Source organism: Klebsiella sp. M5al (assembly GCF_002090195.1).
Lineage (GTDB): Bacteria > Pseudomonadota > Gammaproteobacteria > Enterobacterales > Enterobacteriaceae > Klebsiella > Klebsiella grimontii.
In genome coordinates, this window is the sequence record NZ_CP020657.1 from 4,338,113 (window position 1) to 4,351,356 (window position 13,244).

General features: G+C 61.6%; 15 protein-coding genes. All 15 read right to left on the reverse strand.

What is annotated here, in order from left to right; translation table 11 throughout:
- Position 1: 1 nt before the first annotated feature.
- Positions 2-661 carry an ethanolamine utilization microcompartment protein EutL gene (gene eutL / locus BWI76_RS20755; protein ID WP_004123400.1) on the reverse strand — a complete coding sequence of 220 codons (660 nt, stop codon included), beginning with the start codon at positions 659-661 and terminating at the stop codon, positions 2-4.
- Positions 662-670: 9 nt separating this feature from the next.
- Positions 671-1,564 (reverse strand): ethanolamine ammonia-lyase subunit EutC, encoded by an 894-nt coding sequence (gene eutC, locus BWI76_RS20760; RefSeq protein ID WP_004870743.1) that lies wholly within the window; start codon positions 1,562-1,564, stop codon positions 671-673.
- A gap of 20 nt (positions 1,565-1,584) precedes the next feature.
- Positions 1,585-2,946: an ethanolamine ammonia-lyase subunit alpha gene (gene eutB, locus BWI76_RS20765; RefSeq protein ID WP_004870740.1), complete on the reverse strand. Its 1,362-nt coding sequence runs from the start codon at positions 2,944-2,946 to the stop codon at positions 1,585-1,587.
- An 11-nt stretch (positions 2,947-2,957) separates the two neighbouring features.
- Entirely contained in the window at positions 2,958-4,361 is a 1,404-nt protein-coding gene (eutA, locus tag BWI76_RS20770; protein WP_049085972.1) for an ethanolamine ammonia-lyase reactivating factor EutA, read from the reverse strand.
- Positions 4,358-5,590, reverse strand: a complete 1,233-nt coding sequence (gene eutH / locus BWI76_RS20775; RefSeq protein WP_004123412.1) for an ethanolamine utilization protein EutH — start codon at positions 5,588-5,590, stop codon at positions 4,358-4,360. Before eutH ends, eutA begins: the two co-directional genes overlap by 4 nt.
- 170 nt (positions 5,591-5,760) lie before the next feature.
- Complete coding sequence (gene eutG, locus BWI76_RS20780) at positions 5,761-6,948, reverse strand: ethanolamine utilization ethanol dehydrogenase EutG (protein WP_004870733.1); 1,188 nt, start codon at positions 6,946-6,948, stop codon at positions 5,761-5,763.
- The gene (gene eutJ / locus BWI76_RS20785; RefSeq protein ID WP_004870732.1) at positions 6,938-7,777 is read right to left on the reverse strand and encodes an ethanolamine utilization protein EutJ; all 840 of its coding nucleotides are present in this window, start codon (positions 7,775-7,777) and stop codon (positions 6,938-6,940) included. Before eutJ ends, eutG begins: the two co-directional genes overlap by 11 nt.
- 10 nt (positions 7,778-7,787) lie before the next feature.
- On the reverse strand, positions 7,788-9,191 hold the full coding sequence (locus tag BWI76_RS20790) for an aldehyde dehydrogenase family protein (protein WP_049088214.1): 1,404 nt from the start codon (positions 9,189-9,191) through the stop codon (positions 7,788-7,790).
- Positions 9,192-9,202: 11 nt separating this feature from the next.
- A complete protein-coding gene (eutN, locus tag BWI76_RS20795; protein ID WP_004123418.1) occupies positions 9,203-9,490 on the reverse strand; it encodes an ethanolamine utilization microcompartment protein EutN in 288 nt (95 codons plus the stop codon).
- Between the two features lie 114 nt (positions 9,491-9,604).
- On the reverse strand, positions 9,605-9,895 hold the full coding sequence (gene eutM / locus BWI76_RS20800) for an ethanolamine utilization microcompartment protein EutM (RefSeq protein WP_000387720.1): 291 nt from the start codon (positions 9,893-9,895) through the stop codon (positions 9,605-9,607).
- Between the two features lie 36 nt (positions 9,896-9,931).
- Positions 9,932-10,948 carry a phosphate acetyltransferase gene (pta, locus tag BWI76_RS20805; protein ID WP_049085974.1) on the reverse strand — a complete coding sequence of 339 codons (1,017 nt, stop codon included), beginning with the start codon at positions 10,946-10,948 and terminating at the stop codon, positions 9,932-9,934.
- The gene (eutT, locus tag BWI76_RS20810) at positions 10,945-11,748 is read right to left on the reverse strand and encodes an ethanolamine utilization cob(I)yrinic acid a,c-diamide adenosyltransferase EutT (RefSeq protein WP_004136537.1); all 804 of its coding nucleotides are present in this window, start codon (positions 11,746-11,748) and stop codon (positions 10,945-10,947) included. Before eutT ends, pta begins: the two co-directional genes overlap by 4 nt.
- Positions 11,745-12,437, reverse strand: coding sequence for an ethanolamine utilization acetate kinase EutQ (eutQ, locus tag BWI76_RS20815; RefSeq protein WP_004136536.1), 693 nt, complete (start codon positions 12,435-12,437; stop codon positions 11,745-11,747). Before eutQ ends, eutT begins: the two co-directional genes overlap by 4 nt.
- Positions 12,415-12,894, reverse strand: coding sequence for an ethanolamine utilization acetate kinase EutP (eutP, locus tag BWI76_RS20820; RefSeq protein WP_004136535.1), 480 nt, complete (start codon positions 12,892-12,894; stop codon positions 12,415-12,417). Before eutP ends, eutQ begins: the two co-directional genes overlap by 23 nt.
- Positions 12,895-12,906: 12 nt before the next feature.
- A complete protein-coding gene (gene eutS / locus BWI76_RS20825; RefSeq protein WP_004123425.1) occupies positions 12,907-13,242 on the reverse strand; it encodes an ethanolamine utilization microcompartment protein EutS in 336 nt (111 codons plus the stop codon).
- Between the last annotated feature and the right edge of the window lie 2 nt (positions 13,243-13,244).

Genomic DNA, 13,244 nt, shown 5'->3' on the forward strand with positions numbered 1-13,244 from the left:
CTTACGCGCGCTGGATTGGATGACGGGCAATATCCAGAACGGCATCGGTAAAGGCATTGCAGGCGGCTTTACAGGCGGCCTGACTACCCGTCAAAAACGCGGCGGAATAGTTGGTTTCCGACGGCGGCGGCACGTAGGTCACCAGTTGAACGTCGGCCGATTTCATTGCCGCATCGATGCCGAAGGTCGCCTCCAGCGGCGGCGCTACCAGGTAAGCGATCGGATCGCCCAGCGCGATACCGGAGGTAGACGAGAGATAAGAGCCGGTTCGCGACACCACGTGCGCCAGAAACGCCGTATCTTCGGCATCGTTGGCCCACTGGAACGCAGCCCCATTTTCGATATGCGCCACCATCGCATCCAGACCGGCGCGAACTTCCGCCGGGTTCGGGCCGCCCAGCATAATCAGCACTTCACCTGCGGTTGGCGAAGGACCGTGAGCCGCGCCGGCGTAGAGCGAGCGGCCATATACCACTTCGACCATCGCCTGTTTTGTCGCTTCGTCAGCGGCAATATAAGTCACATCATCTGAATCCGCCGTGATGAGTCCGAGGCTACGTATATGCGGCGGTAATTTAAGCTCGCGGGCAAAGCCGTCATTCACTGAAGCAATCACGCGCATGGCCGTCACCGAAGGGCGAATTAAATCTAATGCAGGCATGATGCCTCCTTACCGAGTCATGTTGATGCCGGAAGCCTTCTGCTCCAGCATGCGTTTGGCCAAATCGACGATCACCGCGGCGGCTTCTACCGGCGGCGTGCCGCCCTGGTGGATATTTGAAATACAGGTCCGGTCCGCTTCGACGGTGGTGGCCACGCGCGGCGAATAAACGGCGTAACAGGAGAGGCTTTCCGACTGCCCCAGCCCCGGACGTTCGCCCACCAGCAGGATCACCACTTTCGCGCCGAGGATTTCGCCAATCTGATCTTCAATTTTGACCCGCCCGTAGCGGACGAAGAACGGCGTACCGACCTTCAGCCCGGCCTGCTTCAGCCCCGACAGCAGCGGCGGCAGGATCTCTTCATAGTTGACGGTGATCGCGTCGGTAGAGAGGCCATCGGACACCACCACCTGAACGTCAGGATTCGCCACGCACTGCGCCTTCAGCGCCTCAATCGCCTCCGGACTCAGCCGACGGCCCATATCCGGGCGCGTCAGGTAGAGGTTTTTGTCGCTAATTTCGGAGCGTACCTCCAGCAATCCCTGGGTTTTCACCCACTCTTCCGGAACCTCTTTCAGCACCGTATCCTTGGAGCGCGAGTGGTCGGCGAGAAAGCGCAGCAGCGCGAGGGTGCGCGGACGCGGGCCGGCGCGGCCGGTACACACGCGCGCCGCGGTGCTGCGCTTCAGTTCGGCCAGCACTTCCGCGCGATGCGGCTGCTGCACGCCAATCCAGCCTTTCGCCTCTGGCGAACCTAAATCCAGCGTGCAGCTCTCCGCCGCCACCTCACACTGGCTGGCGCATTTCGCCACCGTCGCCTCAGGCGCTTGCGTAGCCGTTTGCGGTTGTCCCATTGACGCCATCACGCTACGTACAATTTCTTCAATCTGCTTTTGATCCATCATGTGTCATCCCCGCGTCATCAAAAGAACAGTGACGGATCGCCCGCCCGTTTGGTCAGACGACCGTTTGCCATAATGCCCATGGTTTCCAGCCAGCGTTCGAACTCCGGCGACGGCCGTAAATTCAGCAGCTGACGGACGGTGGCGGTATCGTGAAACGCGGTGGTCTGATAGTTGAGCATGATGTCGTCGCCGAGCGGCATGCCCATGATGTAGTTGCAGCCGGCGGTGGCGAGCAGAATCATCAGGTTTTCATTGAGGTTCTGGTCGGCGTCGGCATGGTTGGTGTAGCAGCAGTCGCAGCCCATCGAGATGCCGCTCAGCTTGCCCATAAAGTGGTCTTCCAGACCGGCGCGAATAATCTGCCGATCGTTATAGAGATATTCCGGCCCGATAAAGCCCACCACGGTATTGACGAGGAACGGATCGTAGTGCCGCGCCAGGCCGTAGTTACGCGCCTCCATCGTCACCTGATCGGCGCCGAAGTTGGCACCAGCCGACAGCGCCGAGCCCTGCCCGGTTTCAAAGTACAGGCAGTTCTCCCCGGCGATACGGTTGAACTCGGCGCCGACCGCCCGCGCCTCATCGAGCATCGCCAGCTCCACGCCAAACTCTTTTAGCCCCTTTTCGCTGCCGCAGATGCTCTGGAAGATCAGGCCGCCCGGGGCGCCGCGGCGGATCGCTTCAATCTGGGTGGTGACGTGCGCCAGCACGCAGCCCTGGGTGGGGATATTGAATTTATCGATAACGCCATAGACGGTATCGAGGACGCGGGTCAGGTTCTCCACGTCATCGGTCACCGGGTTGACGCCGATCACCGCATCGCCCGCACCGAAAGAGAGCCCTTCGTAGATTTGCGCGGCAATGCTCTGCACGTCATCGCGGGTATCGTTCGGCTGCAGGCGGCAGCTAAAGGTGCCAGGCAGGCCGATGGTGGTGTTGGCTTTTTTAATCACCGGCATTTTCTTCGCGCCGTAGATCAGGTCGGCGTTGGAACAGACCTTCGCCACCGCCGCCACCACTTCTGAGGTCAGCCCTTTGCGCACAAACGCAATATCGTCGCTGGTGACTTCATCGTTGAGTACGTATTCGCGCAGGTCGCTGATGGTCCAGTTTTTAATCCGCTGATAGGCGGTTTCGTTGACGTCGTCCTGGATCAGGCGCGTCACGCAATCCTCTTCATACGGAATCACCGGGTTGTTACGAATATCGGCGACCGTCATATCGGAGAGCACCTGCTTCGCCGCCACGCGCTGCTGCGAACTTTCCGCCGCCACGCCCGCCAGCACATCCCCCGAACGCAATTCGTTGGCTTTAGCCAGCACCTCTTTTACATCCTTAAACTGATAAACATTGCCGAACAATGTGGTCTTTAGTTTCATAAGTCGTTCCCTCAGGAAGGAAATGCGAGTGATTTCACCGTCACCGGCACAACCGATCCGCCAAAAAGAGGCGTACCAATGTCGATATAGTCCCCCGCCCGGACGCTCACCTCATCGATGACCGCCAGCGGGAGTTGTTGTAATTGCGGGCGCAGCAGCATGCCCAGCGCTTTGCCAAAGTCCTGTTCCGCCACCACCAGCAGTGGATGCGGGTTGGGAAAGCGCGCGACAAAAGCCAGTAGCGCGTCAATCACCACCAGCAGGGTGGCGTAGCGCACCGGTAGCGATGCGGGAAGCGCCAGCACGTAAGCATCCGTTTTAGGATCCAGATCGAGCTGCATCAGCGCCTGCTGCCAGGCGCTCAGCAGATCGGCGTCATCAAGCGGGATCGCCACCGGCAGGTTGCGCAGCGGTAGCTGAACCCCCTCCAGCCAGATGGTGCTACCAGAGAGCGAAAGCGTGTGCGCGCCGGCGCCAATCACCGTGGCGCGCACGGTTTGCGCCGGGAACTGCACGTTCATCTCACGCAGGCGCGGATGCTCGTGCAGCGCCGTGGCCAGCAGCGGTCCAATGTCAGAAAAACAGAACGGGTCGGCGGGCTGGTGGCGATAGCACTCGCCCACTCCACCGGAAAGGGTAATCACCTCAGGCTTAACGCCTGCGGGCAGCAGGCCGGTTTGCATCAGCCGTTGCGCCAGCGGGGAGAGCGCGCCGTCGATGACTTCGACGATCAGCTCCGCCATCCGCCGCGCCACCTGGGTAAGCTGCCCGGCGCTCAGCGAGCGGGCGCAGGTTCCGGGGCCGAAAACCGCATCGGCAATCATCTGTCCAGGCTGATGCGCGTGGACCACGCGCCCCTGGCCGTCGGTCTCCAGCAGGCGACCGCCGACGTTGAGGCAGGCGGTGCCGCTGACTTTGCCGGCGTCAAACAGGGCATAGTTTGACGTGCCGCCGCCGATATCGATGTTGAGAACCCGGCACAGGCGCTGTGCCGACAGGGCTTGCGCCCCGGCGCCGTGACCGGCAATCACCGACTCCAGGTGCGGCCCGGCGCTGGCCACCACGAAATCGCCCAGCGACTGCGAGAGCGCCATCACCGCCGGCCTGGCGTTACGGGTTTTCGCGCTTTCGCCGGTAATAATGATCGCCCCGGAATCCACCGATTCGGGGGCAATGCCGGCGGCCTGATACTGCGCCAGAATCAGCGTCTTGAGTTCGGCCTCCTTCAGACCGCCCTGCTTATCGACAGGCGTGAAGAAGACCGGGCTTTGCCAGCTAATTTCGCGTTTGATGAATTCGTAGCGCGGCACCTGCGACACCGCCGCACGGTTAACCAGCTCAAGGCGGGAGAAGATCACCTGAGTGGTGGTGGTGCCGATATCGATACCTACGCTCAGCAGCTGGCGAGTTTTCACGATTGCGCCTCCGCTTCGGTTTTCGCTGCCGCGGGTACGTTTTCATCTTTTGGCACCAGCAGCATCGCCACGCCGATAGCGGTAACGCCGCCGATCAGCTTGCCGACGATCATCGGGAAGATCATGGCGTTCATGTTAGCGGCGGCGAAGCCCAGGTGGTCGCCCAGCGCGAATGCGGCGGAGACGGAGAACGCGCAGTTGATCACTTTGCCGCGGGTATCCATCTGCTTCATCATGCCGAACATCGGGATGTTGTTAGCCAGCGTCGCCACCATCCCGCCAGCGGCCATATTATTGATTTTCAGCAGATTACCGACGCGCATCAGCGGCTTTTCAAACCAGCGGGTCAGCAACAACACCATCGGGTAAGCGCCGAGCAGCACGCAAGAGATCGAACCAATAACTTCGATAGCGCGCATCACCTCGCCGGGCTGGTCGCCGGGAGCCATAAAGATCGGGTCAAGCCCTGGGATCAGATCCCAGCCAAGCAGGAACTTGATGACCGCCGCCGCCAGGCCGATGGTGATCAGCGCCACCAGAAATTTGGCGAAGATCTGGAAGCCGTTGATCATTTTTTCCGGAATAAACTTCAGCCCCAGCGCGACCAGCACCGCGACGATAAGCACCGGGATCATATTCATCAGGATCAGCGCGAAGGTGAACTCTACCGGCTGTCCGTTAATCTCCACGCCGGAGTACATGGCCACCAGACCGCCGGCGATACAGCCGATCGGAATCGTGACGATCCCGGCCAGCACGCCCAGCGCCAGGTAGCGGCGATCGGAGGGTTCGATGATGCCGAGCGCGACCGGAATGGAGAACACCAGCGTCGGCCCCATCATCGCCCCGAGGATCAGGCCGGAATAGAGCCACGCCGCCACGTCACCGCCCGCCAGCTCTTTGGCGAGGAAGAAGCCGCCCATATCGCAGGCCAGCAGCGTTCCGGCGAACATCGACGGGTTGGCGCCGAGCATTTCATACAGCGGAATAATCACCGGACCGAGCAGGTGCGCCAGTACCGGCGCCAGCGCGGTCATCCCGACCATCGCCAGGCCCAGCGCGCCCATCGCCATAAAGCCCTCTTCGAACTGGCCGCCGGATCCCTCGATGCTTTTGCCAAACTTGCCGAGAAAGCGCGCCGAACCGCCAAACTGCGACAGGATCCTGTCCACGGCGGCAATCAGCATAAAGAACATCATGATGTACATGATGATTTCGTTAATTCCCATAGCCTTTACTCCCTGTCATTTAAGATTTGTATTAACACTCTGCGGTCTTCCCCCGGGGGCGGCGCAAAGCGCCTTGCCCGGGCTACCGGTTCAGCGCGGCTTGCCAGGCTTGTAGCCCGGACAGATGCGCAGCATCGCCTCCGGGAAAATTCGCCGGTGTTAAGGCCGCATCAGTGCGCCGCCGCGTACAGATCGATAATCTGCTCCCGGGTGGCGGTGCGTGGATTGGCGCGCAGACAAATGTCTTCCTGCGCCGCCTGCGCCCATGCGCTGAAATGTTCGGGCTTCGCCCCGGCATCAGAGAGTCGTTTGCTCAGGCCGACTTCAGCGATCAGCGCCTCAACGGCGGCGATTGCCTCGTGGTCATCGGTTTTTTTAGCGATGAGCGCCCGGCCGATTTGCCTGAACCGCTCGCGGCATACCATGCGGTTAAACGCCATCACCGTTGGCAGCAGCATGGCGTTAGCCTGCCCGTGTGGAATATGCAGCGCCGCGCCGGGCTGATGCGCCATCGCATGGCATAAGCCCAGACCGGCGCTGGAAAAAGCCATTCCCGCCATGCAGGAAGCCAGCAGCATACTTTCGCGGGCGGCGAGGTCGTGGCCGTAACCCACGGCTTTCGGCAGCGCCTGGCCGATCATCGCTATCGCGCCAAGCGCCAGACTATCGGTGAAGGGCGTCGCGTTGAGCGCGCTGTACGCCTCAACGGCGTGGGTCAGCGCGTCTATCCCGGTCATCGCCGTCACCTGGGGCGGAACGCCTTCGGTCAGGGCGGCGTCGAGAATCGCCACGTCCGGCATGAGCGAGGCGTGGGCCAGCACCTGCTTGCGCCCGCTGACCGCATCGATAATCACCGTCACGTTGGTGGTTTCTGAGCCGGTTCCGGCGGTGGTCGGCACCGCAATCAGCGGCAGACGCGGGCGCAGTACGCTGCTTTCCGTCATCTCACTTAGCGTCTGCTCTGGGTTGGTGACCAACAGCGCCACCGCTTTCGCCGCGTCCAGCACCGAACCGCCGCCAAAGGCCACCACGCCGTCGCACTTCGCTTCGCGCAGCTGCGCCACCGCCGCGCAGACGTCGGTAACGCACGGCTCCCCTGGCGGACAGGGCCAGACGGTCATCGCCACGCCTTTCACCGCCAGGCTGCGCGCAAGCCCCGCGGTCAGTCCCGCCTGATGCAGGAAGCTGTCGACCATCACAAACAGATGGTTTACGCCTCGCGCTTGCGCTTCCTGGCCACAGGCGCTGAGCGCGCCGAGGCCGCACAGCGTCACCGGCGGCACGCTGAAGGTTTTCACCCGCTGCAAATTCAGGGTGTCGAATGCCTGAAAGAGCGCCGTCTGCAGTTCAGCTTGCATTGATTCCCTCCGCTTTCTCTCTCCCGCTGCTGGCTATCGCCAGCGGGGTCATAAACAGGCTGTGCTGCGGTAAATGCACCTGTAATTCCGGGAAGCGCTTACGAAACAGCGCATCCACGCCCGGCTGCATGCAGGAGCCGCCCGCCAGCCACAAATCGGCTATTCCCTGACCCTCAATATGACGAGCGACGATCTCCGCCATCTTTTCGTACACCGGCTTCACCACCGGCCAAATCTCCTGCGCGTTGCTGCGCTTGTACTGCTCCGCCTCTTCCAGCGGGATGCGGCGGTTACCGGCAAGGGTCAGGGAGATATGGTGGCCGCCGGTCGCTTCATCGGCGGAGTAGGTCACCTTGCCGCGCTTCACGATGGCGATCCCGGTGGTGCCGCCGCCGATATCCACCACGCCGGCGTTATCGAGCTGCAGCAGGTCCGCCACCGCGGTCGGTTCATCGAGTACGTGACTCACCTCTAACCCTGCGGACTCCAGCACGTTGATCGAAATACGCGGGTCGGTGCCCGGCGGAAATGAGGTCGCCGCATGAGTGAAGCGGCAGCCAAGCTGCCGTTCCAGCGCGTCGAGATGGCGGCGCACGATGGTGACGGCGCCGAAGAAATCCCAGACGATGCCGTCGCGCACCACGTCCGCCCAGTCGAGGCACACCGCAACCGGCTGCCCGTCGCCGTCGACCACCATCGACACCACATCGCAGGTGCCTAAATCCACGCCCAGCCACAGCGGCGAACCGCTGAGCGCAGGCGTCTGGTTACACAGGACCGCCGCTTTTTGCAGCCGGGGCGTGAGCCAACGTTGTTCGTCGTGTGCCATCGGTCATCCCTTATACAATTCGGAAGGCGTCTACCAGCACGCAGCGGCGCAGGCGGACAAAGGTGCGCGCGCTGGTCACCCCCTCCCCGGTTGGCGTGGTGATGGTCATGGTGGTCCAGCCCTCCCCGCCCAGGCCGAGTCCGGCGATGCACGGCCCGTTTTTGACGAAAATGCTGGTATCAATGGCGTTCGCCATCTGGTTCATGTTGTCGATATTGCGCGAGTGCATCGCCGCCGTATGGTGGCAGCCGCCTTCCAGCTGAACCGCCAGCGCGATGGCTTCGTCGACGTTGGCCACCCGTACCACCGGGAGCACCGGCATCATCAGTTCGGTGACGGCAAACGGATGGCTGGCCGGGGTTTCAACGAACAGCAGACGCGTCTGCGGCGGAACGTTCAGGCCGATGGCTGCGGCAATCTTGCCGGCGTCGCGGCCAACCCAGTCGCGGCTGACGGTGCCTTTGCCGCGCTCGTCGATATTTTTGAGCAGCACCGGCTGAAGCTGCTCGGCCTGAGCGGCGGTGAGCTTCACCGCCTGCTGGCCTTCCATCAGGCGCATCAATTCGTCGGCAACGCTATCGACCACAATCAGCACCTTTTCGTCGGCGCAGATGATGTTGTTATCAAACGAGGCGCCTTTGACGATGGACTGCGCGGCGCGCGCCAGGTCGGCGGTTTCGTCGACCACCACCGGCGGGTTACCGGCCCCGGCGGCGATCAGACGTTTATTGGTATGTTTTCGCGCGGACTCCACCACCGCTTCGCCGCCGGTGACCACCAGCAGACCAATGCCGGGGTACTTAAACAGCCGCTGGGCCGTTTCAATATCCGGGTTCGCCACGGTGACCAGCAGATTGGCCGGGCCGCCCGCGGCAATCACCGCCTGGTTGAGCAGCATAATCGCCCGCTGAGAGACCTTTTTCGCCGCCGGATGCGGGGCGAACACCACGCTGTTGCCCGCGGCAATCAGGCTGATGGCGTTATTAATCACCGTCGCCGCCGGGTTGGTGGATGGGGTGACCGAGGCCACCACGCCCCACGGCGCGTTTTCAATCAGCGTCAGGCCGTTATCGCCGGTCAGCACCTGCGGAGAGAGGCACTCCACGCCCGGCGTACCGCGCGCCTGCGCCACGTTTTTGGCAAATTTATCCTCCACCCGGCCCATGCCGGTTTCGCTCACCGCCAGCTCCGCTAATTCCCTGGCGTATTTTTCGCCCGCCTCGCGAATGGCGTGAATCGCCAGCTGACGCATCGCCACGCTTTTCAGCCCCTGCTGAGCCACTTTTGCTGCCGCGACGGCGTCATCAAGGGAGGCGAAGACGCCCATTTCATGAACGGTGCTGTCCGGCTTGCTGCTGTCCGTCATTTTCAGCAGTACCGCTTTCACCACCTGTTCAATATCCTGTTGATTCATGATGTTCAGTCCTATTTATGGAAAATCACCTGACCGCCGGCCACCGCTTCATCGACGATACCGATGACGCACAAATCGACAGGAGACGCCTCGCTGCGGTGCGCCTGTCGCGCCGAGCTGCCGCTCACCAGCAGTACCCATTCCCCGGCCCCCGCGCCGATGCTATCGGTGGCGACGGCGCACTGCCCGTCAGGCTTCCCTGCGGCATCAATCATCTCCACCATCAGCAGCTTGTCGTGCGCCAGCCCCTGATGGCGGACGGTGCAGACAATGTGTCCCGTGACGACTGCCAGTTTCATACCCGCCTCCCTGGATTACGTGGTGAGTCGTAGGCCTGATAAGCGCAGCGCCATCAGGCAATAGCGCGCGTTAATGCCGGATAGCGGCGCTTGCGCGGCTTATCCGGCCGTGAGTCAAATGTTGCTGTCGCCTTTGAAACTGATGGGGAACACCTCTTCCAGATCGCCATGCGGGCGCGGAATAACGTGCACTGAGACCAGCTCGCCAATGCGCTGCGCCGCCGCGGCACCCGCATCCGTCGCCGCTTTGCACGCCGCCACATCGCCGCGCACCATCGCGGTCACCAGACCGCCGCCAATCTGCTTGACGCCAACCAGCTTCACGCGCGCGGCTTTTACCATCGCGTCAGAGGCCTCAATCAGCGCAACCAGGCCCCGGGTTTCAATCATTCCTAATGCTTCCATTGTGTTTTCCTCTCATGGGGTCCAGAACGGGACCGTTTATACAACCCGTGTTTGCGAGCGGTTTACCCGGCTCGCGTCAGTCTGGCGCGGCACTGCTGCCACCAACGCCAGTTCGATAATTTCCTGCACGCTACAGCCTCGGGAGAGGTCGTGAAGCGGCGCGGCAAGTCCCTGAATCAGCGGCCCGACCGCGCGGTAGCCGCCCAGGCGCTGGGCGATTTTGTAGCCAATGTTGCCCGCCTCCAGCGAGGGAAAAACCATCACGTTGGCCCGGCCCTGTAGCGGACTGGCGGGCGCTTTTTGCGCGGCGACCTCCGGAACGAAGGCGGCGTCAAACTGCAGTTCGCCATCAACCATCAGCTGCGGGGCGCGCTGGCGTACGATCCCGGTGGCCTGCTGTACGTTGGCGACGTTGGGATGACGGGCGCTGCCGTTGCTGGAAAACGACAGCATCGCCACGCGCGGCTCTTCGCCGGTGATGGCCTGCCATGTTTCCGCGCTGGCGATGGCGATATCCGCCAGCTGCGCCGCCGTCGGCTGCGGCACCACGCTGCAGTCGGCGAACCCTAATGCCGGTCCGGCGTACTGCGGAAGCATCAGAAAAATCGACGACAGCGTTTTGCAGCCAGGCTGAAGGCCAATAATGCGTAATCCGGCACGCAGCACGTTCGCCGTCGAGGAGAGATTGCCGGCAATACACACGTCGGCCTGACCGGCGCCGACCATGGCGGCGGCGAACATCAGCGGGTCGTTGAGTTTTTCCTCGGCGTCCGGCGGCGTTTTTTCCCCGGCGCGGTCCAGCCAGCGCCGGGCAAACGCTGCGCGTATTTGCCGGTTGCTGAGCGGGTCGACGATCTGCATACCGTCCATCGGCAGGCGATGGTTGAGGGCGAACTGGCGCAGGGCAAAAGGGCTGGCGATCAAAATCGGCTTTGCCAGCCTCTGCTGCTGGAGATAGTGCGCCGCTTTGAGGACGCGAATATCCAGCGCGTCCGCAAACACCACCCGGGCGGGTGAACGCAAAGCGAGCTGACGGGCGCGTTCAATAATCATTGCTCCCCTCCCAGACGCTGTTGGATTTGGCTGACGGTCAGCGGATGTTTCGCCACGCTTAAAATCATCATCACGTAGACGGTGCTGGAGAGGCGGTTCAGCGCCTGCAGAAGGTCCGGGCGCAATACCTCAAAACTGCGGGTAATAAAGACCTGCGCGGCGACCGTTTCCGTTTCACGAATTTTACAGCGCAGCAGATTGAGCAGCGCGGCATCGCGGCCGTGGCTGGCTTCCGGCACCAGATGATCGTGGTCGAGATAGCGCAGCGGCTGGTGGGAAAGCCGGTGCAGCGCATCCTCGTTCAGCCCGACGATGGACTGCGCCGCCAGCGGTTCATCCAGGGCGTCGGCGCGCATAATGTTGCCGAGGCGCGAGCGGATATCCGCCAGCCACGGCTGCCAGGGCTCCGCCAGTTCGATTTGCAGCCAGACTGCCAGGGCGATAGTGGCGTCGAGGGCGGCGCGAAAGCCCAGCCGCGGGTCGCTTTTGGCGACCATTTTTTCCGCCGTCAGGTGGGTCAGGGTGTCCGGCTTTTTCTTCACCGCCTGGCGGCACAGTTCGCAACAGGCCTGCGGGTGCGTGTCGCTGCTGGTCAAACCGTGTACCGGCTGCGGCTGCTGCGCGTCGTCATCAACGAACAGGCTGCCCTGCTCGTCGATAAACTTGATGCGCAGACGGCGGCTTTCCAGCAGCTCCCGGGCCGATGGCGTCAGGCGGGCGTCGGCGGGCAGATGAATTTCTGCCCCTTCGCTGAGCGTATGATTCGCTCTGAGCCAGGCTTCGGTGATGAAATCTTTCATAGCGATTGCCAGTTCGCAGGCCAGGCGACATACATGAAGCGCACCGTCGACGGCGTGCCGAATTCAATGCTGGAGCCTTTCGGGATAAACATCACGTCCCCGGCTTTGGCCACCATGGTTTCGCCTTCATGGCGCACGTGGAGTTCGCCCTCCAGCACCATATCGACCTCGTCATAGTTCAGCGTCCACGGGAAAAAGGCGTTTTCCCACTGCATAAACCCGGCGGCCATGCTGCTGCCGTCCTGCTCGGTAATTAAATCCGTCAGGCCGACCCGGTGCGGCTCCGCGCCGTCGAAGCGGCCGAACTTCACGCTGCCGCCGTCAATAACCTTCACGCCGCCTTTACCGGTAACCGCCTTAAAGCTGGGCTGCATCGCGTCCATCCCCAGCGACTGCTTCTCCTTCATCACTTTTTCCATTAGCTGCGCCACCAGGCTTTCGGTAAACTGCCCTTCCGGCAGCTGCGCGATAATGGTTTCGCGAATGCGCTGGCTTTCGGTTTTATCCTCTGCCGCCGGTGCCGCCGGCTCTGGCGCAGATTCATCGCACTCCCGGATGGCGACGCCCAGCAGCTCCGCGACTTCGCGGGCTTCCGGGGTGATGATGCTGGCGCGCAGCACAACCGATATTTCCGCTTCGCCTCGTGCGTGGGCCGCACGAATATCGTTAGCTGTGATAAGTTTCTTCACCTGCCCCTTCCTCCTTTTGGCTGAGCTCACTCAGGTAATTCACCAGATGCTTTACGCTTTGCGGATCGTGACCGTTGAGTTCGAAAATCGGTTCCTGAAACCCCATCTCGTAGAGCAGTTGCCGCACCGCGGCGACGTCGGCGTCCGGCACGTCCGTTTTGCTAATCGCGGCGATGTGTCGTTTATTCGCGCCAATATCCAGTAGCCCAGCGGGTAAGCGACTTTCGGTATCGTTGGCCGCGTGGACATAAATCAGCGTATCGACATCCTGCAGCGTGGTAATTAATGCGTGGTACCAGCGCGGATGGTTGAAATATTCTCCCGGGGTGTCGATATCGCCTTCTTCATTAAATTCCACGGCCTGCGTTTTTCTCGCGAGGGAATAATTTCCCTGCAGCGCATTAAATAGCGTTGTTTTTCCCGCGCCCACCGTACCGACAAATGCAATACGTTTCATCGCCGCACCTAATTAGCTTTTGGTTAACTCGCAGAGGGTATAATTTAATAATCGACCGAGCCCGCTTACCGTCTGTAGCAGCGCCTCTTCTACCGCGCCGACCGAGCCGTAGATCACCAGCGCGCCGCTAAACCGGTCGAGAAAACCGATATGCACATCGGCGGCCTTCATCGCTAAATCACCGGCGATCATCGCGGTTTCTCCAGGGGTTAAGGTCATAATGCCGATAGCGCCAGATTCGGGAACGCCGATCTTTTTCGCCAGTTCTGCCCCCGGATGCGCGATCAGATGCGCCAGCGTCACCTGCTTACCGGGTACAAATTCCTGAATGATGCGTTCTTTATCCATGG

Excerpts from the sequence above, each read along its gene's own strand:
- eutL (WP_004123400.1), bottom strand. The coding sequence starts at position 661 with ATGCCTGCATTAGATTTAATTCGCCCTTCGGTGACGGCCATGCGCGTG.
- eutC (WP_004870743.1), bottom strand. The coding sequence starts at position 1,564 with ATGGATCAAAAGCAGATTGAAGAAATTGTACGTAGCGTGATGGCGTCA.
- eutB (WP_004870740.1), bottom strand. The coding sequence starts at position 2,946 with ATGAAACTAAAGACCACATTGTTCGGCAATGTTTATCAGTTTAAGGAT.
- eutH (WP_004123412.1), bottom strand. The coding sequence starts at position 5,590 with ATGGGAATTAACGAAATCATCATGTACATCATGATGTTCTTTATGCTG.
- eutG (WP_004870733.1), bottom strand. The coding sequence starts at position 6,948 with ATGCAAGCTGAACTGCAGACGGCGCTCTTTCAGGCATTCGACACCCTG.
- eutJ (WP_004870732.1), bottom strand. The coding sequence starts at position 7,777 with ATGGCACACGACGAACAACGTTGGCTCACGCCCCGGCTGCAAAAAGCG.
- BWI76_RS20790 (WP_049088214.1), bottom strand. The coding sequence starts at position 9,191 with ATGAATCAACAGGATATTGAACAGGTGGTGAAAGCGGTACTGCTGAAA.
- eutN (WP_004123418.1), bottom strand. The coding sequence starts at position 9,490 with ATGAAACTGGCAGTCGTCACGGGACACATTGTCTGCACCGTCCGCCAT.
- eutM (WP_000387720.1), bottom strand. The coding sequence starts at position 9,895 with ATGGAAGCATTAGGAATGATTGAAACCCGGGGCCTGGTTGCGCTGATT.
- pta (WP_049085974.1), bottom strand. The coding sequence starts at position 10,948 with ATGATTATTGAACGCGCCCGTCAGCTCGCTTTGCGTTCACCCGCCCGG.
- eutT (WP_004136537.1), bottom strand. The coding sequence starts at position 11,748 with ATGAAAGATTTCATCACCGAAGCCTGGCTCAGAGCGAATCATACGCTC.
- eutP (WP_004136535.1), bottom strand. The coding sequence starts at position 12,894 with ATGAAACGTATTGCATTTGTCGGTACGGTGGGCGCGGGAAAAACAACG.
- eutS (WP_004123425.1), bottom strand. The coding sequence starts at position 13,242 with ATGGATAAAGAACGCATCATTCAGGAATTTGTACCCGGTAAGCAGGTG.